Origin of the sequence: Neorhizobium sp. T25_13 (genome assembly GCF_002968675.1) — a bacterium.
GTDB lineage: Bacteria > Pseudomonadota > Alphaproteobacteria > Rhizobiales > Rhizobiaceae > Neorhizobium > Neorhizobium tomejilense.
The window spans coordinates 94,971-118,130 of record NZ_PVBI01000006.1 but is presented as its reverse complement, the minus strand read 5'-3'; the positions used below and the strand labels follow the sequence as shown (position 1 = coordinate 118,130).

17 protein-coding genes are annotated in these 23,160 nt (G+C 57.6%); 7 read left to right on the top strand and 10 right to left on the bottom strand.

Features of this window, described 5'->3' with window-relative positions; genetic code table 11:
• Positions 1 to 58 precede the first annotated feature (58 nt).
• From C5J22_RS15665 to C5J22_RS15640, 6 genes are all read right to left on the bottom strand, one after another.
• On the bottom strand, positions 59 to 826 hold the full coding sequence (locus C5J22_RS15665; RefSeq protein WP_245440401.1) for an ATP-dependent Zn protease: 768 nt from the start codon (positions 824 to 826) through the stop codon (positions 59 to 61).
• Positions 823 to 1,590 carry an ATP-binding protein gene (locus C5J22_RS15660; protein ID WP_105438970.1) on the bottom strand — a complete coding sequence of 256 codons (768 nt, stop codon included), beginning with the start codon at positions 1,588 to 1,590 and terminating at the stop codon, positions 823 to 825. Before C5J22_RS15660 ends, C5J22_RS15665 begins: the two co-directional genes overlap by 4 nt.
• Positions 1,587 to 2,783, bottom strand: a complete 1,197-nt coding sequence (locus C5J22_RS15655; RefSeq protein WP_105438969.1) for a hypothetical protein — start codon at positions 2,781 to 2,783, stop codon at positions 1,587 to 1,589. The genes C5J22_RS15660 and C5J22_RS15655 overlap by 4 nt, the downstream gene beginning before the upstream one ends.
• Positions 2,776 to 3,279: a hypothetical protein gene (locus C5J22_RS15650; protein ID WP_105438968.1), complete on the bottom strand. Its 504-nt coding sequence runs from the start codon at positions 3,277 to 3,279 to the stop codon at positions 2,776 to 2,778. Before C5J22_RS15650 ends, C5J22_RS15655 begins: the two co-directional genes overlap by 8 nt.
• A gap of 150 nt (positions 3,280 to 3,429) precedes the next feature.
• Positions 3,430 to 4,575 (bottom strand): hypothetical protein, encoded by a 1,146-nt coding sequence (locus C5J22_RS15645; RefSeq protein WP_105438967.1) that lies wholly within the window; start codon positions 4,573 to 4,575, stop codon positions 3,430 to 3,432.
• 321 nt (positions 4,576 to 4,896) lie between these two features.
• Positions 4,897 to 6,075 carry a hypothetical protein gene (locus C5J22_RS15640; RefSeq protein ID WP_105438966.1) on the bottom strand — a complete coding sequence of 393 codons (1,179 nt, stop codon included), beginning with the start codon at positions 6,073 to 6,075 and terminating at the stop codon, positions 4,897 to 4,899.
• A 339-nt stretch (positions 6,076 to 6,414) separates the two neighbouring features.
• Here C5J22_RS15640 and C5J22_RS15635 point away from each other — a divergent pair, with 339 nt between their 5' ends.
• Positions 6,415 to 7,464 carry an HNH endonuclease gene (locus C5J22_RS15635; RefSeq protein ID WP_245440400.1) on the top strand — a complete coding sequence of 350 codons (1,050 nt, stop codon included), beginning with the start codon at positions 6,415 to 6,417 and terminating at the stop codon, positions 7,462 to 7,464.
• On the opposite strand, the gene C5J22_RS15630 is transcribed toward C5J22_RS15635, so the two are convergent.
• Both C5J22_RS15630 and C5J22_RS15625 read right to left on the bottom strand, forming a co-directional pair.
• The gene (locus C5J22_RS15630; RefSeq protein ID WP_105438965.1) at positions 7,388 to 7,816 is read right to left on the bottom strand and encodes a very short patch repair endonuclease; all 429 of its coding nucleotides are present in this window, start codon (positions 7,814 to 7,816) and stop codon (positions 7,388 to 7,390) included. The genes C5J22_RS15635 and C5J22_RS15630 overlap by 77 nt on opposite strands.
• Entirely contained in the window at positions 7,813 to 9,312 is a 1,500-nt protein-coding gene (locus tag C5J22_RS15625; RefSeq protein ID WP_105438964.1) for an Eco57I restriction-modification methylase domain-containing protein, read from the bottom strand. Before C5J22_RS15625 ends, C5J22_RS15630 begins: the two co-directional genes overlap by 4 nt.
• A 145-nt stretch (positions 9,313 to 9,457) precedes the next feature.
• Between C5J22_RS15625 and C5J22_RS15620 the strand changes: the two genes are divergently transcribed.
• From C5J22_RS15620 to C5J22_RS15595, 6 genes are all read left to right on the top strand, one after another.
• A complete protein-coding gene (locus tag C5J22_RS15620) occupies positions 9,458 to 11,743 on the top strand; it encodes an ATP-binding protein (protein WP_105438963.1) in 2,286 nt (761 codons plus the stop codon).
• Between the two features lie 4 nt (positions 11,744 to 11,747).
• Positions 11,748 to 12,878: a hypothetical protein gene (locus C5J22_RS15615; protein ID WP_105438962.1), complete on the top strand. Its 1,131-nt coding sequence runs from the start codon at positions 11,748 to 11,750 to the stop codon at positions 12,876 to 12,878.
• Positions 12,875 to 13,582 carry a hypothetical protein gene (locus tag C5J22_RS15610; RefSeq protein WP_105438961.1) on the top strand — a complete coding sequence of 236 codons (708 nt, stop codon included), beginning with the start codon at positions 12,875 to 12,877 and terminating at the stop codon, positions 13,580 to 13,582. Before C5J22_RS15615 ends, C5J22_RS15610 begins: the two co-directional genes overlap by 4 nt.
• Positions 13,582 to 14,688, top strand: a complete 1,107-nt coding sequence (locus tag C5J22_RS15605) for a DNA cytosine methyltransferase (RefSeq protein WP_105438960.1) — start codon at positions 13,582 to 13,584, stop codon at positions 14,686 to 14,688. The genes C5J22_RS15610 and C5J22_RS15605 overlap by 1 nt, the downstream gene beginning before the upstream one ends.
• Before the next feature lie 387 nt (positions 14,689 to 15,075).
• Positions 15,076 to 15,708, top strand: coding sequence for a hypothetical protein (locus tag C5J22_RS15600; RefSeq protein ID WP_105438959.1), 633 nt, complete (start codon positions 15,076 to 15,078; stop codon positions 15,706 to 15,708).
• A gap of 229 nt (positions 15,709 to 15,937) precedes the next feature.
• On the top strand, positions 15,938 to 20,047 hold the full coding sequence (locus C5J22_RS15595; RefSeq protein WP_172746648.1) for a hypothetical protein: 4,110 nt from the start codon (positions 15,938 to 15,940) through the stop codon (positions 20,045 to 20,047).
• A gap of 831 nt (positions 20,048 to 20,878) precedes the next feature.
• On the opposite strand, the gene C5J22_RS15590 is transcribed toward C5J22_RS15595, so the two are convergent.
• Both C5J22_RS15590 and C5J22_RS15585 read right to left on the bottom strand, forming a co-directional pair.
• Positions 20,879 to 22,000: a hypothetical protein gene (locus C5J22_RS15590; RefSeq protein ID WP_105438957.1), complete on the bottom strand. Its 1,122-nt coding sequence runs from the start codon at positions 21,998 to 22,000 to the stop codon at positions 20,879 to 20,881.
• Positions 21,997 to 22,989 carry a hypothetical protein gene (locus C5J22_RS15585; RefSeq protein ID WP_105438956.1) on the bottom strand — a complete coding sequence of 331 codons (993 nt, stop codon included), beginning with the start codon at positions 22,987 to 22,989 and terminating at the stop codon, positions 21,997 to 21,999. The genes C5J22_RS15590 and C5J22_RS15585 overlap by 4 nt, the downstream gene beginning before the upstream one ends.
• Positions 22,990 to 23,160: the final 171 nt, after the last annotated feature.

The following is a 23,160-nucleotide window of genomic DNA, read 5'->3' as shown; positions in this document are numbered from 1 at the left end:
TGCGCGACGACAGCGACATTCATACCTTACTCCTCATCACGATGCGCACCGAAGGTTATCAGCTTCCTCCTGCACGATTACTGTGTTTGAGGAGTTGCTTCACGGCCACTCCATCGAGCGCCTGGGCATCGAACAGTGCCTTGACCAACGCATCAAGTTTGTCCCGGTTCTCGTTCAGAACCTCGACAGCCCTGGCGAGCGCCCTCTCCAACTGAGCATGAATGCGAGCCGCCAAATCCGGATTGCCATCGAGCACGGCGGTCGGATCCTTGTCATCATGGTAGAGCAACGGTTGGACGGCGCCGAAGCCGAGGCTGCGCTCCATGGCGAGTGCAAGCTTCGTCGCGCGCGCCAGATCGCTGTCTTCGGAGCCACCCGATCCGGCAGACACCTTGCCGACAACGATCTGCTCGGCGGCCCTCCCCGCCATCAGCATGGCGAGCATGTCTTCCCGATAGCCAAGGGTGTCGCTTCCGGATGCCGTGAAGCCAAGCTGGCTGTAGCCCCCGCCAGTAGGCGTATCGATGTTGAGGCCATGGATCGGCCCAAGCCTAAGAGCGTGATGAACGACCGCATGGCCGGACTCATGGATCGCGAAGCGCCAGCGCAGATCATAGGGCACCATCGGCCGGTCCATCCGGATCCCTTCCTCGATGTCCTCGTAACGGATCGACCGCTTCTCTCGGCGCGCTTTCAACCGTGCCTGGCGAACGATCCGCTCGATGTCGGCTCCAGTCAGACCCATGGCGCGGCTCGCAAGCTTGTTCAAAGCTGCCTGGACTGCTTCGGGCGTCACTGGTTCAAGGTGCGTGGATGTGGTGGTCAATTCGCCGCTCCTTTCCGAGCTTCTCCGGAACCCTGTTCGCCGCTGTCTTCGCTGGCCGGTCCGTTGGAGGCCAATGGCTCATCCGTCATGCCGATGAGTTCGGGATTGTCCCCCTCCACCTTGGCGCTGACTGCGTTCTTGTCCCTAACCAGCGCAGCAACATCATCGCCCAGATGGTAAGCGAAGATCTCCGCGAGCGTCGCGGCATCAGGCAGAGGGATTTCAATATGCGTCTCCAGTCTACCAGAGCGCTTGATCGCCTCATCGATCTGTTCCGGCCTATTCGTGGCACCGACGATGACCAGGCCGTCGCTCTTCACTACACCATTGAGCAATTCGAGCGCCTTGTTGACCACCGTATTCCAATAGTCCGCGTACTCTTGGCTCGCCGGCTGCCGTTTTCCGATGCCGTCGATCTCGTCGATGAACAGGATCGACGGTGCCAGCGCACGTGCCTCCGCAAACGTCTTGGCCATCTTGTCGATCACATCGTTGAGATGGCCTCCCTGCAGCCAAGTGGAAACGGAGGTGACGAAAAGCGGAACCTGCAGGCTGTTGCACAGCGCCCGGGCAAAGGTCGTCTTGCCAGTTCCGGGCGCACCGTAGAGCAGCAGCTTGGTGCTCATGTCCGACCAGGCAAGCGAGCCTGCCTTGTAGTCGGCGAGATCCAATTTCAGATCCAGTGCCCAGGTCTTGGCCTTGCCGTATCCGGAGAGCGTTTCGACCGTCAGTGACGGGCGACCGGGCGCAACGGTTTCATTCATCGGTTCCGGCTGAATGACCTCGGCGCCCGATGGCTTGTCACGCTTCCACCCACCGCCGCCGTCCTTTCCGGACGTGGTCTTCTCTGGCGATGCCGCATCCTTCTTCGACTTCGATGGCTTGCCCGCGTCGGTCGTAGCCGGATCGGCTTGCCATCATCGCCGTCCCGGGCCGCAATGCGATTGCGCTCGGTCAGTGACGCCAGCACCGCGATCACCTCATGGGCGCTCCGCCCCGGCCTGAACGCCAGCACGACGTCGTCGATGGTCAGGTAGTGGGCATCGTAGGCATTTGACCACTGCTCCAGCGCCGCGATGCCGGCAGCGCCATGCATCGCCCCAATCATCGTACTGATGAAGGCGTAATCCAGCCAACCTGTAGTGAGAGCAATATCGGCGGCAATGGTGATCTCGGACGGAATGGACTCCGACTTCTCTGAGATCGCGACAACGGGATAGTCCCGCGTCAGGGCATTGACCAACCGCCGCTGCAGTGCCGCCCCGCCAATGCGCCGGACGTTGTCTCCGATGAACTGGATGTAGGTCCGACCAGTGCTCTCCGACCCTACGAAGCTTGAGTCGTCATAGACATAATCCCCATCAATGCCGTTCGGGGCTCCACCAGGGATGAAGCCGGGCACCTCGATCAGCCGCCGCATGGCCTGCTCGAAGCCTGCCATCGGCGCATGCAGGGAAACGACGGGCGCCGACATGGCGGCAGCACGCACAATCTTGGCAAAGGGCACGGGGCCATTCTCGATCGCACGGGCAAGCACGAGGGCGGCGACGATGTTGCTGACCAATGGCGGCCTCCCTGCCCGGCCGACCAAGCTAACGGCGTAAGCGCGGCGAGCATGATCAGAGGCCGAGATACGTTCACCGGTTCCGGCCTGCGTCCCTCCAGAGGGAAACGGCGCGAGGAATGCTGGAGGCCTGCCTTCGGCGACGACGATATCGGACGGCTGTGGTGGAGGCATGAGATAGCCGCCAAAATTCCGGCGCAGCCATGCCAGGTCGCGATCACGATCTCCGGACAGACGAGACGTATCGAAGACCGGTGCGTAGCGCCGCAGCAGATGCCCGCGGACCTCAACGATCCTTATGTTCAGCAGACCATTGAGATGCGCGTTGCGCTGAACCTCGCGGCGGGCAATACGCTCCAGGCGGCGGACGAGCAGACGGGACAGCTTATTCATCGACCCTGCCCTCCGTCGTCGCGGCAATAATTGCCGTTTTGGGATTGGGCGAATGGCCCTTCGTCGGCTTGCGCCGCTTCAAGCTGCCCGGCCCTGCCTGGCGGCGCTCCCGGATCATACGGCGACCGGGGCGGGATGCAGCGCGATCCGGTTTGACGGGATCCGGCGAAGTCGATGCCACGAGATCACGGTTGCGCCCGGCAAGCCAGTCGAGCAGCAGGCGGCAAGCCGGATTGCCGTTGTCGGCATGCGCCCGCAGGCGATCGATGATGGTGTCCGGTACGGTGCCGGTAAGCCCTTCTCCCTGTCGGACATGACCGAGCGCCAATCCGATCAAGCGTGCCGGGTCGTCGGCAGGTGTGTTCATACGACTGGTTCCGGGATAGCGGAGGACAGCGCCATGCGGACGATCGCACATGGCGTTCGGTGAGATCGAGGACGAGATTGCCTCGCAACGGATGCGCGGCGGCACATCCGGATGGGTGTCGGAAGACATGACGGCTCCTTGGCCAGACCGCTGCGGGTCCGGCGCCAATGAGAGATGAGGGAAGGATGAGGAAGCCACGGCCTCTGGCCATGGCGGTCAACGGCCGATGCCTGACGGCGAGCGTCAGGGCACGGCGTTCAAGTCATCAGGACACTTGGATCAGTGCGCAGCCGGACGGCGGGCATAGCCGACGCGGAAGAAGATCGGCTTCGGCGCGTCATCCTCGATCCCATCGCAAGCGCCGAAGACATCGTCGCCCAGATCATCACAAGTGAGATCATCACGAGCGAGATCGTCATCACCTGAGCAGGCAGCCTGGTCTTCCTCGAAGGCCCGGCTCGGCCCGTTGAGATTGACACGCGAAGGAATGGGGACTGATGAATGACCGACCATCTCGGCCGCAACGGTCATGGCCCGCTCGTTCACCCCGATCGCCCTGCGCGCCTCGACTTCGAGAAGCTGCTGCACCCGGCTGCCGAAGCGCAGGCGCAGTTCGGCCATGCATGCGGCGACACCATCGATCTCCAGAAGGTCGTCGATCTCGGACAGGGCCCAGACCCCATTAGCATGATCGCTTGGGCGGCTGGCACCATCGACGATCGCGACTTCCACCGTATCGACCATCAAACGTTTGTGGTTCTTGTAGAGCCAGTCCGGCAGCACCATGGCCGAGGCCATCATCTTGATCTTCAGCTCTTCGAGACGGCTCGTATCGCCGTAGGAAGCGAGCGACCGCTTGAGGTCGAGAATGTAGGCCGTGTGCCGGGCCCTGTTCACGATGATCAGGTCCGGCGTGTACGATCCCTTGGCCGGTGCCTCGCAATCGAGCTTCACGCCATCGAGGCAGGTCCAGTCGTTTCCAGAAAGCGCTTCCATCGCCGCCTTGACCAGCGGCAGCTTCAAGGACTGCGACAGGACCAGGACGTGTGGGTTGGCTTTCGCCAAACGGTCAACCGCCTGCTCCAACAACTTGCCTTCCCGGAACGACACCGCCCGGACGAGCGAGGCGATGTTGACGTAATGGCCGAGGATCTCGTCTTCGGTCGGCTCGCCATCCATGATGGCGGCAATGGCGCGATCGATCAGCAGATCGAGATCGGCCTCGACATCAGAGAAGCGAACGAGATGCGGGTGGCGGCGCAGGACCGCTGGCTCGTGGATCGAAGCCGCAGCCTGGACCGCGTTGCGGCCAAAGCCGAACGGGCGCGGGCGTGAGAGGCAAGCCGGGGCAACGGCATCCGGGGTGATGTTGGTTGTCGAACGAAGAACTTCCCCCGTGGGGGTCGAGGAGATAAACGTAGTCATAGCCCGATTCCTTTTCGTGAAGGCTGAGGGTCAGGCCCTTGTCAGTGGTGCAAACACTGCCTTGGGCCGCTTGCTCCGGTCATCCGGAACGCCTTCAACCTGGCAGGACCCGGGACCGGGCTCAAGGGCCCCACAGCAAAAAAGAGAACGAAGCCGGTACAAGGTTAATACCGGGCTCACAGCGCCCGAACTGGAAGCGATCGAAAATCGCAAACCGGATTTCGTTGCCGCAGAAATCTGCCTGGATCCGGGAAATGAGAAAGGGCCGACAAGCGGCCCTCTCGAACTCGATGGCAAGACCGGTAGTCCGGCCTTCCAAAGTTAAGCCGTGGCGGATGGTGGCGAGGTCGGCTTGGCCTTGCCCAAGAACGCCGGACGCTGGAAACGCGTTTCGGTCGTGGCCAGGGCTTCCGTCACCGTCGGGATCAAATCATCTTCCACCACGGGCTGGGGCAAGTCGATCGTGGCGGTGGCGCCGAAAGCCTCAGCGATTGACGTAAGCCTTTCATTCAGGGTCGGGGCGCTCGCTGCCTCCGGCTCCAAATCGATCAAGGGTTCTGCCGGCACCGGTTCGTCGGCGACCAATGTGGGAGTTTTGGTTTTCGCGTCCCGCGTGGTCGGCTCGGCCTTTTCAGGCGCCACCCAGTTCAACAGCGGCACCACCTCAGTTTCCAGCCAGGTCCGCAGCTCAGCCTTGTCAGGCCACGAGGTATCACTGCCCATCTTGTAAAGCAGAGCGCTAACCGCCGCCCAGCGCGAGCCGGCAGGCAACCGGGTCCCGTCAATAACGTAGGCTTTCAGAGCGTTCGGAGTGACGAACTCCGCAAGGCTCTCCAACTCGCGGTGGGCGAGACGTGCCGTAAGCGCTGTCTGTTCGGCAAGCGTCTTCTTGACGATGTTGTTTTTCGGCAGCGCGTCTTTGACATGCGTGCGAATCTCCTCAAGGTGCGCAACGAACGACTTCAAGCCGTCGCGGACTTTGATGGCGATGATCGCCTTGAGCCCGTCGAGCCCGCCAAGATCATACGGATCGCGTTTCGGGTTCTCATCGACGTCCGACTTCGACCCGGCGAGCATTGCCGTAACGTCCTGAACCCGCAGCCGATCCCGCGTGCTGGCAAAGCCGATGACCTGTTCGACCTGCTCCGGCGTGGCAGCACTCAGTTTTCCAAGCACGGTCGGACCAACAGCAAGCGCCACAAGGATCTGCCTGTATGCACTCAAGTTACGGGACACAGCACGCATAGCGCGGATATGGCGCGCGGTGTAGCCGCAGCACTCGACGGCCCATTTCTCCACAGTGCCTTCCGGGAGAAGCAAGGCGATTTTTTCGAGACGCTCCCCGAATTCAAAGGCTTCTTCCGTCGATCTGCGCCGCGCACCGATGAGGAACTTGGCCTCATCCTCAAGCCGTATCTTCAGATCATCGCCGATCGCGTGCTCTTCATAAAAGGGGCGGGCGGCAGAGGCAAAAGCGGATTCTTTATTGATGTTCTTCACAGTCTATCTCCTTATGTGTTTGCGATCGCAAGATACGATGACCTTACCCAACTATTATCGCACGGTATCCAAATAAATAAACCAACTAAAGGTTTTGCAATAATTTGTTTCCAGGAAATATACACAGAATAATACTATATATACTTCAAAAACGGTCCTTTTGAGCCCCCGGTAGAGGAATCTTGCTTCTCATTGAGGCAAGAAAAGCCTACACTTAATACGAGTGACACCTGAGGCGTTTTTCGGCCCATGTGGCCCCACGCGCCCCCTTTCAACACTCCGCCCGGCCTGGTAGCCAGGACGGACTGCCGCAACTCGTCAGCATGAAAGAGCGCGCTCATGGCAAAGGCAATCCTGACGACCAAGGTCGACCCGACCTACGACGACCTTCCGGAGCAGCGGTATCATTTCCCGCGCACCTACCTGCGCCAGGTGGAGGCCGCGCGGGGAGACTGGATCGTCTACTACGAGCCACGGCGGCCCAGCGGTGATCTCATGAAGACGGGTGGCAAGCAGGCTTATTTCGCGACGGCCAGGATCTCCGACATCATCGAGGACCCCTCAAAGGCCGACCATTTCTATGCGCTAATCGAGGACTTTCTGCAGTTCGACCACGCCGTGCCGTTCAAGGAGGCTGACCACTATTATGAGAGCGGCCTGCGCAAGGAGGACGGCTCAACGAACAAGGGCGCCTTCGGGCGCGCCGTCCGCAACATCCCGGATGAAGAATACGACCTGATCCTCGCCGCCGGCTTCGCGCATGTGCTTGGTCGACGAGACCGCGAGCGACCGGCGCCCGATCCGGCCGAGGAGGCGCGTCTTGGGTTTGGTGAAAATCCGCAGATGCCCTACGAGGTCGACAGCACAGACCGACGGATCGTCTCCCAAGTGCTACAGCGCCCCTTCCGGGACCGAGCGTTTTCTGTGGCGATCAAGGCGGCCTACCAGGACACTTGCGGCGTCACCGGCCTGAAGCTGATCAATGGCGGCGGCCGCTCGGAGGTCCAAGCAGCACACATCCGTCCGGTAGCAGATGGTGGGCCGGATAGTGTTCGGAATGGTCTGGCCTTATCCGGAACCGTGCACTGGATGTTCGACCGCGGCCTGATTTCGGTCGATGACGATTACAGCCTGCTGATCGCGGGTGGCGGCGTTCCGGATACCATCACAAGGCTCATTAATCCGGAGCGACGCCTGCTTGTGCCGGCACGTGAGGACGAGAGGCCGCATTCGCAGTTTCTGCGATATCACCGCAAGCAGGTGTTCAAAGAAAAAGGAAGCGGAAATGATTTCCGGCCGAACGACAGAGCACTTACGTCGTCTGAGGGGAAAGTAACATGCCAACCTGTTTGGTCAGCTCACGATCTTTGGTATGGCACTCCCATATAATGAGGACCTCCCAACCAAGTGCTTTGAGCTTAGCCTGGCTAACACAATCCCGCTGCACATTATCAGCGAATTTCTTCTGCCAGTAATCGGTACGGGTCTTCGGAGTTGTGGTTTTTGAGCATCCTGTATGGCGGTGCCAGAAGCATCCATGAACGAAAATGACCGTCTTGAGCCGAGGAAAGACAAGATCGGGCGTTCCGGGCAATCTTCGGTCATGTAGCCGATATCGAAACCCTAAACCGTGTGCCGCTCGCCTGACTAGCATTTCTGGCTTGGTATCAGTCCCTTTGACCTTCGCCATTAACTGGCGACGCTGGTCAGGGACATCTGAGAATATGTCCGGACTTTTCATTCCAGGGATATAACGCCCGGAGCAAATCCAAACAGGTCTTCGAAAATCTGTTCGAATTGACCAGTTGCCTCGCTGGCAAGCCCTTCACGCTCGCCACGCGACAATTGCCCCCATTGCGGCAGCGGCGTCCTTAGCAGAAACCGCTTGTAGAATCTCATCCATCCCTGCTTCAGAGCAGGAGCCTCGGCTTTCGCGGTTATTTCAAGCAAACCGCTGTTCAGCACACGCTGAAGAATCTCTATCGGCCACTCTCCCGGCCATACCGCGTAAATTGAATGGGCCGGAATTGCGATCGTTCGATCAATCGTAACGAACGGTCTATTGCATAGTTCTGGCATTAACAGCTTGGGACCCGTGGACCACAAATCTGGCACCGCATCGATCGTCCGCCAATACTGATCTTTCTCTCTAAAATGACTTCTTTTACTCAGAGCGTCCCGTTTGCCGCCGATCCATTTTCCAAAGCCCGGCCAATCCGACGGGTCAATCAGAACGCCGTTGAGATCGTAGGGGACTACGACCCTAAGGCGGGCAGTATCAACCGTCGACCCGACCAAATCCTTTCGCTCAAGGAAAGGGCGAACTAGATCAGCCTCCACTTCGGTATTGTCATCTGGCTCAAGTATGAAGGTCCGCCCGGCACCTAAAGCTGGACCAACGCGAACAATACAGCCAGCCTCGTGGAGGCTTCCATGTCGCTCAAGGAGCTTGAGCTGAATGCGTAGGGCCTTGTCTCTTGTGGTTGAGGGCAGGTAACGAACGGGACCGTTCTCTTGCGTCAGCAGTACGATCGCGCTGTAGGCACCCACCGTTTTCATAAATGGATCGGACGGTCGCTCGTCGACCACAGTGATGTTCCAGCCTCTCGATTTGGTGTCTTTCAGAAAGGCTTCTCCATATTGAGCGAACATCCATCTGTCGCTCGTCAACGCCGCGATTGAACCGCCATCGCCAGCCCATTGCTGCATCTTATTCAGAAACGCGACCGACAGGTCCCCGCGCGTGCTCACCGTCGGCAGGTTCTCGCGATACAGACGCGCCAGAATAGGAGGGAGGTTCTTCCACCGGACGTAGGGCGGATTTGCCGCAACGTGAGTAGCGCGGCCGGGATTTTCCAACAGGAAATCGCGTTCACTCACCCATTGCAGGACGAGTTGGTCCGCTTGTTTCAGAGAAAGTCTTTCCTCAATCAGCAGTTCTCGAAGTAGCCGGCGCAAGGTCGCTGCGGCCCCCGGGTGGAGTTCGAAACTTTTGATCCGAGGTTCGAGATCGACCAACGTAGGTATTCGACCCTTGCCTCGCAAAGACTGCAGAAGGCGGCGTGCACCTTCCAAGAGGATGGAACCTTCTCCGGCACAGGGTTCGAGGAGCACAGCCTTAGAAAGGTCTGCGCTTGCAGTCCATCCAATCAAATCGAGCAAACGCGCAGCGGTCGGGCTGGACGTGTATATCGCGCAACGATCGTGCAATTGCTCTATCGCTGCGTGCATGTCCATTACTCATTCCTCTGGCAATTTCCATCGGCAGCTTATAACAATACCACTCGCTGAAGACAGCCAAAAAGACGCGTGAAGAGTTGGGGATTGATTATATGAGAAGCGACCGGAAAGCGTGCCCGTTTGCAAGGCGGAATTGGTCTAGATGACGGGGTTCAGCGTCGATACCAAGCTGTTTCAAGAGCTTGGCCAGCTACTGGTATCGAAGGAAAGCATCGCTCTCGTCGAACTGATCAAGAATGCTTACGACGCGGATGCCACGTTGGTAACCGTCACCGGCTTGAACCTCGGCGACGCTGAAAATGGCCGCATCATCGTGGCCGACGACGGCGTCGGCATGAATGGGGACGAATTCCGCCGCGGCTTCCTGACAATTGCCGGCCGTACGAAGAACGACGGCGATCGCCGCTCCCCTGTATTCGGGCGCCGATATACTGGGGAGAAGGGAGTCGGTCGCCTTGCTTCTCACAAGCTCGGCATGGAGGTAGAGGTTCAGTCGCGCAAGGCGGGACCTGTGCAAAGAGGTGCTACCGCTCTACCGCCCGCAATCTCGGAGGTAAAGGCTCGTATAGACTGGCGCGCGATCGAGAAGCTGGAAACACTAGATCAGATACCGGCCTCCGGTGCTGTGACCGTTGTCGAGAGCGCCCAACCCACAAAGCCTTCAAGCGGCACGACGCTGTCCATTGCGCCCTTGCGGACAGCTTGGTCCGGACGCATCCGCTCAAGCTTTTTGAAGGAAGCCGCCACCCTTGCGCCCTTGCCTCTCACCTGGAAGAAACTGCCGGATGGCGCTGTGTCCGAGATGCTGCTCTTCGATGAGCTGCCGATACGCGACCTCCATTCAAGTGATCCCGGATTTGAGGTGGTTTTCGGCGGAGATCTGAGCGTCGGGGATCGACTACTTCCTGAGGATGCTGCCGCGGCCAACTGGATTGCGGAGGTCTCTTTCGATCGCGAGACCGGGAAGCTGGCGATCGCTTTGGCGCCTACGGCAAGAGAGCTTCGCGACGTGCCCGATGCGGAAGGTTTTCGATTCGAAAAGCTTCTAGGAAAGAATGCTGGACCATCTTTCACCGGAAGAATTCTTCAAAAATCAAATGGTATTTGGCCGCCGGAGGTCTCGGGTGTCCGTTTGTTTATGGAGGGATTTCGCGTATCGCCCTACGGCGAGCAGGGCAATGACTGGCTCGAATTGGACCACGATTACCTATCGCGAGTCAGACGTACGTTGACCGGATTGGCAATACTTAGGGCTGACGATCTGCCACAGGGCATCGACACAGAAGGGGTCAGCACACAGGGCAACAAGGCCTATCTAGGGGCTGTATTCCTGCAAAGGTCCAGCAGTCCGGGTCTGGAGATGGTCGTGAGCCGAGAAGGATTCCTGCCGGGAGCAGCCCTGGATTTTATCGCCGAGTGGACGCGGGTAGCGGTTGATCTCATCGTCAGGTTCAGGTCCTTGGCGCGAAACAAGCCTAAGGAGGTGAGGCCAGAGACAAAGCTTGCACAGAGGAACGCGTCCAATCGCTCGGATGTCAACGAGACACCGACCGCATTTCGGGTACGGGACAATGCAATCGAGATCGAGCGCAAATTCTCTAGTATTGCACAGGCTGTCGAGCGCAATGATTTCCAGACAGTGGCGCGCGAGGCGAAGGAACTTCAGCCAAGCCTAAGCGAGATCAGGGAGATGGCCGATCAGTTCGGCAGCGAAGCGGTTCAGTGGCGGGTTCTTGCTTCGTTGGGGACGGAGCTCGCTGCCTTCGTGCATGAAATCAATTCTGTAGGCCTGCAGATCTCAGTCCTGGCACGCGAGCTGGAAGATGCCCTCACGATGGAAGATCTCGCACGCACGCGCTCGGCAATTCGCAAGACAAGGCAGCGCGCACTGGACCTCGCCGATCGCATCCGGCGCAATGCAATCTATCTGGTCGACGCGACAAGCTTCGAAGGACGCAGCCGACGGGCACGGATATTGCTGCGCGAACACTTCGAGGCCGTCCGTTTGTTCTTCGATACCAGGATCGAACAGAAGGGCATTACCGTCGTCAACACTATTTCCGCCGACTTCCGGACGCCGCCAATGTTCCCGTCCGAAATATCGGGCATCTTCATCAACCTTCTGTCGAATGCAGTAAAGTTCACCGATGATGGAGGCCGGATTGAGGTCACGGCAAGAGACCGAGACGGGTTCTGCGAAGTGCAAATGAGCAATACGGGAACCGGTGTGGATCTCTCCCGCGCCCGCCGATTTTTCGACGCGTTCCAGTCCACGACCGAACGTCCCGATGCCATTCTCGGGCAGGGAATGGGAATGGGCCTCACCATCACTCGCGCCTTCGTGCAGGAATATGGTGGTGACATCGATTTTGTCGCGCCTCCGCCTGGTTTCGCGACGTCCATTCGTTTCAAGATTCCAGTTAGGTAATCCGATGTCCGATATTGTTTACGTTGATGACGTACCTGAAGAATTCCTTGCGAAGGCTGAAACCATTCGCAAGAGAATACTGGATTTTGAATTCGACGACGGGAGGGGCATTGAAAAAGCGTTCGGCGTCGCAGACACGGCCGTGCTCTGGCTTTTTGATTTCTACTTGATACATCCTGATCGCGCCGGCTACAGCGATGAGAACGGACTCAGTCTGTTACCGAAGTGGACATCGGAGCTGGGGGGCCGGCCGACGACGGTTGTTGTGAGCAACGATCTTGGAAAAGCTCTCAAGGAGCCTTTAGGGCGTGAAGAGCGGCGCCACGTGATAGCGCAAAAACATGGCGTTGAGTGGCTCGGACCGAAGACAAAAGATACAGCGGATCGCATTAAGCAATTGGCGGACGCTTCTTTGAACATCGCGGAAAGTTTGATACTTACTGATTCGAGCGAGGCCAACCTCGGGATTGTTGATCTTTCCAACCTTTGCTTTGATGTCCTTCGTGTTCCTAGCGGATCAGAGTGGGCGAATAGTGCGATGCGCCATATCGATCGCTCCCGGCCACCACGTGAAGTCTCGAATAAGTCCGCTGCGATGAAAGCGCAGGCCGTCGTAAGCTGGCTACTCGTTCACGTTCTGCCTTTTCCATCATTCCTACTGACAGACAGGCAGGCGGCGCTTCGCCTTCAGATGACACCCGAAAGCTTTAGGAGGCTTATTCAGGTGGTGGAAGAAAGTAAGTCTCGTGACGCGCTTCAAGAAAAGCTTGCCGCGTCAAAATACGAGGGGCCGCTTTCAAACTTTCTGGGGCCGAGATGGTGGCGAGCAGGAATAGATGATTTTGCATGGCACCTCTCAAAGGAGGCAGAAGGCTTCCGCCCCGCCTTGGAGGCCTTTGCCGAGACTGCCGCGGTTGATTGGCTGACACAGTCGGAACCAGTGCTCGTGTCTGACGCTGACTTGATCGAAACTGATGAAATTGCGGAAGCCCGTGATTGCGTGCGGGTAACCGACGAAGACTTTCCAGCCGGCATCGAGCCGGCATGGGTGCGCGTAGATGCGGCGCGTGACGACAGGAAGCTTCGCGCCAAGGTCGTGTATGAGGATCGCGAGCTTCTGGAAGTCGAAGAATGAAGATAAACCTGCAGAATTACCGTCAGGAGTTCGATCATTGGATAAAGGCATTTGATCAGTTTGTTGATCACGCATCCAAGCCCACATTGAATGATTTGAAGACAACGCTGGAAGACGGCATCGACAATAAGCGCGAAGCATTTAAATGGATCCCAAGAAATGTTGTTTCGACGATTATTGCCGATTCATATGACAGGAGAAAACCGAGTGCGTCCGACCCTGTTTACATTGACTGGTGGTTCGAGGCGGAGTTCGCTCGGTGCGAAGACACGAGAAAGAAAAAGATCTGGCTCGTCAATTCGATGTGTACACAGTTCAATGTGAGGAATGCCTCGGACAACGCATCGATCATGCAGTTTCATGTGGACCTAAGGGACGGCAAGCAATTGGGTCCGCATGTCCACCTTCAGATGGCGGAAGAATACATGAAGCGGAACGTCGGAGTTCCGCTCGCCGTACCCCGGTTCCCGCTAGCAACGGTGCTGCCGACCGACTGCATGGACCTCGTGCTCTCAGAATTTTTCCCGCATACGTGGCCACAATCTCAATCGGGAGCACATGGAGTGGCAAATCTGCGCGACGCCCAGCTCAGGCGGTTGAAAACTATGGCTTCGGAAATAGTAAAGCTATGGGGCAAGCAAACGAAACAGACGCCAGTGTCGGTTGTTCAAGATTGTCTCCTGCCCGACATTGAACTTGCCTGATGCGAATAGCTAGTCTCTTCAGCGGTGCAGGCGGTTTCGAGGTAGGCTTCAGCGATCGGCATGAAGCCATTCTGGTGAACGACGTCGCAATCGGCGCCCAAGAGCTCCTCCAGCACCGTTTTCCCGACATTCCGCTTATTAAAGATATCAAGGACATCGACCCAGGCGACGTCCGGGCTGCCGATGCTTTGGTAGCAGGGTTCCCCTGTCAGGATGTTTCTATCGTCGGCGGGCAGCGAGGGCTTGCAGGCACGAGATCCGCTCTTGTTGAACATGTGTTCCGCCTCGCCGCCGCGACTCGTCCCGCGCATATACTGCTTGAGAACGTGCAGTCGATCCGTTTCGTGCACGGCGGCCGGGTCCTCCTTTACCTCATGCACGCGGCGGAGCAGCTTGGCTATGCATGGGCATACCGTACGTTAGACAGCCGCGCCTTCGGCCTCCCTCAGAGGCGCCGACGCTTTTATTTCATTGCCTCCCGGGAGATGGACCCAGGTGAGGTTCTGCTTTCCGATGCCGGGATGGCTCTGCCTGAGGTGACGCCAATTCAATCCTTGCCGCTTGGCTTCTACTGGACGGAGGGCAGAAGCGGCCACGGCTTAACCGTCGATGCGATACCCACTCTAAAGACGGGCTCATCAATTGGGATTCCTTCGCCGCCGGCCGTGCTTTTTCCGGATGGCGGCGTGAAGATCCCTTCCATTGAAACGGCAGAGCGTTTCCAGGGATTTCCGGAAGGCTGGACAGAAGCCGCACCTCCACGGCTGCGCTGGGGGTTGGTTGGCAATGCGGTGAGCGTACCCGTCATTCGGTGGATTGGCGAAAAAATGGCTTCACCAGCGCCTTGGGATCGAAAGCTATCGTCGCCAATGCCCGCCAATCCCACCTGGCCGTTGGCCGCTTGGGGAGATGGACGAGGCCTACGCCTCGCCGTCAACGTTCAGGAAGCGCCGAGCTCTCTTGTATTGGGCCGAATCTCCCATGGAGAATACTCGTGGACTGATCTGTCCAACCGCGCCCTTTCGGGCTTCGTAAAAAGAGCTCAAGAAAGCCGATTGCGCTATCCGGAAGGTTTCTTGGAGCGCCTTGAGGCTCGATTACGGTGATTCGTGAATCGGCGCCAGCTTCCTCAATGACGTTTTATGGCTACTACATGAGCAGCTACAACGACACCTCGGTGATCGCGACTGTAGGAACCTTCGAATATTTGGGCCTGACCGTCCCGCAAATCACCTAGGACATCCTTGGGGCCGAGTAACGGCACTTTGTTGCCTGCTCCTCCTTCATGTCTGAGAAACCACTTACCGTCTTCATGAAACGTCGTTCCCATCACCTCATTCAAGAGATCTCTCCTTCGCGTCCAATCCCGGATATGATGCCACTTGATCGCGATACCCGGTAGCGGAAACAATTTCCGGCTGGCATCAGTAACTGGATTTGCACGTAGTCGCCGACCATACAGTCTCATGATAGCGATGAGGAAAAAGGCTAGCATGTCAAATACTGATATTGCAAACACAGCCGCTGCGTCGGAGCGCTTCTTCCGACTGTATGAACGCCACTGCATTGAACCTGACGAAGATACGCTGTTCTCCTTTCTGGAGGCGACCCACAGTCTAAACGATCGCTTAAAGGTTAGCGCCAATCAGGATTTTTTCGATGTCGGTCAATTTGCGGCACTGAAATGCCTGCGGAACTACTTCCATCACCATCAGGAATTGAGACATTTCGTTGCTTTGGTACCCATAGGTGACTATCCGGTCACAACGGACCTTATGGATTTGTGCCTGGTACAACGCACCTCCGTAGAGGCGGCGATTGAAGAAACAATGGATCGTCATAAAGATGCCACACGGCGCGCCTGCCAAGATTTTTTCCATTGGTATGGACCAGTGGTGAACATAAATCCTTGCATCTTCAACTTTGTCGTATTGGCCTACGAACGCTTGAGAGACGCCGTCATTCCACTGGATGGCGCATCAATCGAACGGTTCCGCGAAAGCTATAACGGGGAGGAGAAAAACGATATTCCGCATCTCGTGGACGGGCGTATATCTACATCTGCTGGGAATGTTGACGAGCTACTGATTGCGATTTTTGAAATGCAACGAAATTGTGAACCGTAACCGAGCCGCTTCGACGCCTATTGGTACCGAGTTCGTACTGCTTCGCGAGAAGCTGAACGGTCAAATGTTCGGCTTTACAAGGCACAGTTAGCTCGAAGGTCCGAAATGCAAACATAAAGTTGCTGCGCGCCGTGCGGCTCATCAAATACTTTGTTACGGACAGCGGAAACCATTGCCGCTCTGGCTTTCGTGACATTAGGCAGAATGTTGGATGAATAGGGACGGAAGTGTGGCGGGCGCGATGACCTTAAGCGGCGAAAGTATATCAATCCACAGAGGTATCCCCAAGTCCAAGATCGACATTTCTGGTGTGTTCGGACAGTTCCTTTCCGATCTCTCCCTGAATGATCTTGTGGTGGAGCTCGTGCAGAACGACCTAGATGCTGGAGCAAAGCGCACTGTCATCTCCTTCGATACGTCCAAGATATCCGCGGAGGGCGACGGGGCGGCCATCGACGGAGGCGGCTGGGCGCGGCTTGAGTATCTCCTTGGAGCGGGAGGCGAGGTCGAAGCGAAGAAAGACGGCATCGGTTCGAAAAATCACGGCCTGAGAGCCCTGTTTCTGCTTGGCGATGAGATCGTGGTGCAGTCGGATGGCTCCCAGGTATCGCTCACCGTCAGAGGCAATTTGGATCGCCCTGGCCATTTTCATCCCGCGACCTGGGACCGGGTCGACGATGTCGCCGCGCCCGCTCAAGGCACACGCATCACGACAGCTTACCGGACAGAGAAACTCAAGAAACCAGACGGCGACAGCAGCTTTCTCACGCCGCCTTCCGTAGAAGAGCTCGACGCGCTTTGGCAGGAGGCCGTTCGCGAGGCGCCCGATCGCTTCATAACGTCATCGTCGCCTGGCAAGCCATGGAAGTACGAGCTTTGTCTTTCTCGTGAGGGCCAAGATCCCGTTACCTTCACCTACGAGTGCCGACCGCTGAATGGCGCTTTTAAAGGCGTGTTCTTGCGGACCTGCAAGCGGAAGGTCGGCGAAGGACCGTCGGAAATTGTCTCGCGGCGGCATTGCATCAGCTTTCCTATCGATAACGATATGCTCGGCGCCGGGAAAATTCCTAGGCTGTTTCGTCTGGGGCGACGTGTTTATGGGGAGGTCTCCTGGGGGGTCACGCGAAGCAATCGGCCGATTCCCGCCTTGGGGCTGTTGCGATACCCCATAGCGTTTCCTCCCGACACAGCGCTTTCCGGGGCCGGGTTCGACATTTCGGGTCCCTTCATCGCGGGTCGCGCCAGACACGCGCTGAGCGAGGACCCTCGTAACGCCCGCATCGTCGACGCCGGCAGGCGGGTATTCGCCATCGCGGCCGGTAGACATCTGGCAGCGAAATACGGTCCGGCTTTGGGCGACCTTGCCACAAGCAACGAACGCGTGGATGGCACACGCGCCGACGAGATGGCGCGTTGGCTCTTCGAGCACGGAGGGCTGTCCAAAGGTATCTACAATGCAGGAAGTCGGCTAGTTGGGGCCAAATCGACCAAAGCGGGCGCTCGGCTGACCATCGCCGCCAGCTCTCTAAGTGCCGGGCGCCCCGATGACAAGTTGTCCGCATTGGCATCGCGTTTCCGGGATGTATTGCATCCCGCTACGCCCGTGGATCTCGCTTCTCGCGTCGCACGTGTCTGCAAGGACGAGATTGATGTATTTGATGAAGTCGTCGCAGCGAATCTGGTCTTCATCGACGGCGAAGTGGGAAGACCTTCCGCGCCGATTTCGCTGTACAAGGCAGCGCTGGAGGTTCTCGATCGACTTCGCAGGGCGGATTCCCTTCCCAAGGATCTCGTGTCCGACTTGAGGCAGAGGGGAAAGCTACCGGCCAGCGACGGGAAACTCCATCTCTGGAGCGATATCCGTCGAGATCTCGAAGGTGGCGTTCCTGCGGTCCCGGGAATTCAGGAGCCGAAAATCCTGAACGAAGCGCTGTCGCGAGAGCCGATTCTTACGACATCGCAACTCAAACTCCCCGCTTTCAACATCGACGAGCTACTGCGTAAAAGGAACTTCCACCCTGTCATACCTGCCGGACGTCAGCGCTTCTTTGACTGGCTAAGGACTAATGCGCGCGTTGTGAAGTCGGCGCGCATCAAGGAGATAGCAGGGTACCCGATTTGGCCGGGCATCGATGGAGTACACAGAAAACTCGACGACTATTGCCGTCCTTCGAACCGCCGCCTCTCCACAATCCTCAAGGACGTCTGCCAAGAGCCGTCCAAAGAGGTGATGGCGCTCGTCACGAGCAAGGCGGCAAAGAGCGTCCTGAAATTTCGCACCCGACCTTCCGATGAGGAATTTGCCGCGTGGTATCGTCTTCTCGCGGGAAAGGTGGAAAAGCATTTAGAAGATGGCGATCTTGATTCCTGCCGCGGGGACTTGATGAGGCTTGAGCAGGATCTGGAAACAATTCGAACCAAGCTCGCCATAGCGGTCGACAGGTTAGCTTCCGGTCATCATACGTTGGCCCAAGATGACCAACTGAGGCCGATAAGTTCGCTCCACGCGGCCACATCAATCGTCTCCGAATGCGCCTTGCTTCCGGAAGCACTCTGCCAGACCAAGTACATCGATCTGTATCGAGCGCTCGGAGCGCGGACGCGGCCTTTGCCGGAGGCGCTGGTCGCGGCGTTGCGTGCCGATCCTAGCCGCTCGAAACTGTTCATTCGGCTTGAAGAATACAAGAGCGGCGGAAACGACCTCGCCGATCTCGGATCGGAGAAGATCATCCGCGTGGGTCTTGGTCTGCACGCGGCCGAAGAATTGGCCTTCAAATCTGAACCCGATCTTTGGGGGCGCTGGAAGACTAAGATCGATAGAATCTCGGACGTCCCGAGTCACAATACCCTGCTTGCAGCGCTGGGAGTGATTACGGGCTCGTTGAAGTCCGGGGATTCCTCGGAGTTTTTCAGGTGGCTTGGAGCACAGGCCGCCGCCGTGCAACGCGAACATTTGCCGCAAATCCTGCGGCACTGGCGCGACCACTCTCGTGGTCCCGCGAATTGGGCCGAAACCATGAGAAGCGTTCCGTGTGTTCCGGTTCGCAGTGGAGGCCAACAGTTCGAACTCCTGACCGTCGATGAAGCGGTCAGTTATCGACGATCGGTATTCCTGGACGACTTTGTCGAATTGAGAGAAGCTGTAATCAAGGATAAGAAGCTTCGCCTTGCGATCGACACGACAGGTAGCCAGCCTTCTGTTCTTGCGGCTTTTGAGAGCGTAGGCATTCGCTCACTTCGGCAAGCGGCCGGGCAACCGATCGCGATCTCGATAAGGGGCCAGCAGCCTTTGCCCACGCACCTGCGGACCGAGCTGCAACGTCTGCAATCCCCGTCGGTCTCGTCCGGCATGAAGGCCAAGCTTCCAAGATTTGGCGTGGCTCTTGGTGACGTCAAGCATGACATCAAGAATTTGATACGCGGCATCAATGGAGTGAGTATAGGAAACTCGCTCACCGCCACGTATTCGGTCGCGGGAAGCCGCTTCGCCGTTTCAGTGCAGAGCGCAGTCGATCCCGCCTCGGGCCTCGTCTACCTTACGGCCGAAACCGATCCAGTGATCGGTTTCTATAGTGCATTGGCTGGACATGTATTCAAACCCGGAACCAGTCCGCAGAACGCCTGGGGTCTCCTTAATGCCGCCAGGGATCGGAGGGCGATCGCCGAGCCTGAGTTCTATGACGATGACGAAGATGGAGCTATGGATCCCGACGCTTCCCAAGGCGGCGAAACTCCGGCGAACGGCGAACCACGCCCAGGTCACGGCGTCAACAAGTCGGAGATCACGCCGAAAGTCCCGTCGCCAAAGCCCTTCACTCCTATCACCACAATCACGCGCGCCCGCGGCAGTCGGTTCAGGCATTCGCCTTCTCGGCGTAGCGCCACCGACGAGCGCCGGAACTCGCTTGAAGAACAGGAACAAATCCGCGCGCTGAAGGACGAGCATTACGTTTGGCATTGCCAAGCCTGCCTCGGCACGCATGACGTGCTAAAGGTTGCTCCGCCGGGCACCTACATTTACTCGCCGGGATACCGCAAGCGGCTCATCGAGGCCCACCATGTGCAGCACCTGCAGAACGCAGGTGATCTCGGCGCTCGTAACCTGCTCATTCTGTGCCACTTCCACCACGACCTATTGGGGGACGACCTCTCTCGCGATTCCATATCCGCTGCGCTTTTGGTGGCAGAGAGCGTCTCGAGGGCTTTTCCCAAGGACCGGTCGGGGAAGGAAGTCGAGCGTCGCAAAGGCCTATTGGCATCGGTGACGCTAACCACGGAGCCGTTTTCAGCAAAGCTCTTCTTCACCGCCGAGCATGCGAATGCCTGGAAAACGAAGTAGAAGGGGCAATGTTTCGCTGATGCGATTTCGACTTATATGACAGTTACTGCAAGCCGACTGACTGGATCATATCTCCCAACCGCCGGTTATCTCTAAGCTGGCCAGTCGCCGCGCGAGCCGTCCAACGGCGTCCACGACAATTATCAAGCGTGGTTGGAAGCAGACGGATGCGAGGTGGCCCGCTGCGAACTGATGTTTCCTTTCAGGAAAGTGCCAACGCAAGCTCTACGGTCGATCAGAAGGCCCAAAGCTGGCGGGGGCCTTATGGGCCGCCTCGCCCCGAACGCGAGGTCCGCAAGCGGAAATTATTGCCGGTAAACCCGCTTGGTTGACGGATACCCAAAGCCAGGGCACAAAGGTGGCATCCACGGTCGCCCGCGGCAGGAAAACAGAGGGAATTTGAAGGAAATTTCTTTAAGCCTTTGAAATCATGTGAGAATCCAAGGTCCCCAGGCGATCATTTTTGCACCCTTCCCGCCATTTTGATAACGACCATCCCCAACTGGAAAACGTGACGCCTTTTCAGATGCTTGGCGCGATTTCGCGTTAAAAACTATGTGACGTAGTCCAGATCTCAAGGATGCCTGGAACGACTGGGGACCTTGTTTGACTTCCTCAAGACAAGCCTTGCCCAACGATGTGTTAGGGCCGGCGGCAGACAGGCAGCGTTAAGCAAAGCAGCCATTGCCAGGTCGTGGCGTTATGGCGGGTGCCGACCCCATTCCTGACATTGGCGTCTCAGGTCCAGCCGACTCCTCCACGAACGCGTAGAAATTGCTTGGAATGCCGGAAATTCCCGGAGGAGCAGGCGGAAGTTGTCGCGTAGCGAAGTCATAAGAACCTCCCGATAACCGCAAGCCATGCCCAAGATACCCACGTCAATACAAGGGCTGCGAGCCCGACCATCAGACATACGCCAGCTACCCGGACTCCTCCCCGGATGGGTGCCCACATGGGCCGCCACACCTCTGGTTGAAATAGCTTAGGGTCGCCATCGAGCGTGCTGGGGTGACGACGCAAAAAACGGTCCCACAAACCTCCAGGTGCGAGGTTTGCCTCCAACTCTTTGAGCTCAAAGCAGCCGCCGTGACCGTGGTCCTCGTTCATCACGTTGATCGCGGCGACGTCTGTGAATCCGGTGCGTGCAGCGGGCCCCGTCCCCGGAATGAAGTATTGCGCGAAAGGAACCGCCCAATCCTTGCCGCCGCAATGACAGAGCACCGCCTCCAGACGGCCTTGAGAGACCCGCTCCGCCCAATTGTAGTTTGGTTGGATCACGGCGCCGGTGGCTATTATGCGTCCGAACTTCAGATCGTCGAATTCGGGCATAGCGAGCAGTTGCACGAATAGTTGGCTCCCAAAACTATGAAGAATCACATCCGGCGGCTCAGGTATCCGGTTTGCTTCGGCATGGGCTATAGCCGAGCGGATAACCATCCCTAGCTGTTTTGCCAGTTGGAAATGACGCCACCGGACTAGAACACTGAAGCGAATAAGGCCGTATTTGTAGATCAGGACTGGGGCACTATACTTGAGCTTGTTCCCTATGCGCCAACTGAAATCTTGCTGCCATTCGCCATGGGTGTTAAAGCCGTGGATCACGATGACCCAAGGGATCGCGCGCGGGGGATTTGCCTCCACCCGATAAGAAACCTTCGTCAGGACCCCGCCGTGATCCAAGAATGCCTTTTGGCAAAGTGGACAAAGTTCAACCTCCGAGTCCACCCCCTCAAGCCTCTCGTTGCAAGCGGGACAGTGTTGAGTCTCGCAGCGCTCGACCAAACCAGCCATGGAGGCGACCTCCAAGAGCTCGATCGCTGTCTCCTCTTGAAGACCGAAGTGCGCCGCTGAGAGCTTTGGATCGATCTCCGGCGACGCTCCACTCCATATCCGAGCCAGCAGCGCGTCAACTGCCCGGCTGCCGAACTGTTTCCGTAGTTCTGCCTCGCTCATAGATTGGCCCAAATCACGCCGAGTACCAGATAGACATCCTCGCGTTTACACTGCACCCACACGCGCACGCGGCTCTCAACGCCGTAACCCTGCACCTTTACGTTTCGGCTGAGTTCACCATGCTTGGTCTGGAGGAAATGGAATTGCCCATCGGCGCCTGCAAAACTGCGGTCGTTAACGCCACGGCGCGCCTCAAGGAGCGCTTCAACATCCCCGATGCCGCCCTCGGTCAATGTAGAGACGACATCGACGTGGCCACCGTCCGTCATCATTCGGGTCGATTGGACTACCGTATCGTTGTGCAGGGTCATGTTCTTGAATGCTTGACTCAATGGGATACGCTCGGGATTCGCATCGAAAAGGCCGATGTGCTTCAAGTCCTCCCGCACTTGTATATGGATAGCTGTATGTGCGTCACCCTCGACGGGTTGTTGGATCATGACTGCGCAGAATGGGTCCGTGAAGCGCCAGGCGAAGCGCACGACGGAACGATCAAACCGCTCTCGGTAGGCATGATACCTGAATCGCTCGTCTTCTTCGATCCGTTCGAAGTCTTTCGACGGCGTCCGTTCCCACCCGCCAGCACCCTTGTGCCAAGCAATGAACAGGTGATCAGCGGTCAGCGAAATGGCGCTAAGCTCCAGGCTTTCGGGAAACCCGTAGCTGATGGCCGTGTCAATGAGCTTGCCGAAGTCCGAGGCCTCCAATTTGCCGTTGATATCAGCCTTCGGCAGGGTTGGCGGCTTAAACAAGTATATGTGCTGATTGCCCCAACCCTCCACCTCCGAAAGCCAATCCTCGATCATCTGCCTCGTCAAACTGCCAGCGTCGATGGCGGCCAAGATGTTCTTGGAGAAGTCGGCCTTCTTCGTGCCGATCTGAATCTTGTGCTTGCGCAGTAGCTCCTTGATGAACTCGTTGCCCTGCGTGAGAATGATGGAACGAACGGCGTCCTTTAGCTGTTGCTTGTCCTTCTCTGCATCCACCATTCTACCTATCCCCCCAAAGATGCGAAATTATTCCGTCCGGAAACAATTATTTTATCATGACATAGACCGACACTAGCGATAGCGCGGGTGGTTAAGGCTGCCTTCACCCAGCGGCCGGTCTAGGCGTTGCTGTCGAGGATTATTTATTAGAATGGTGTCTTCCTTCAGAAA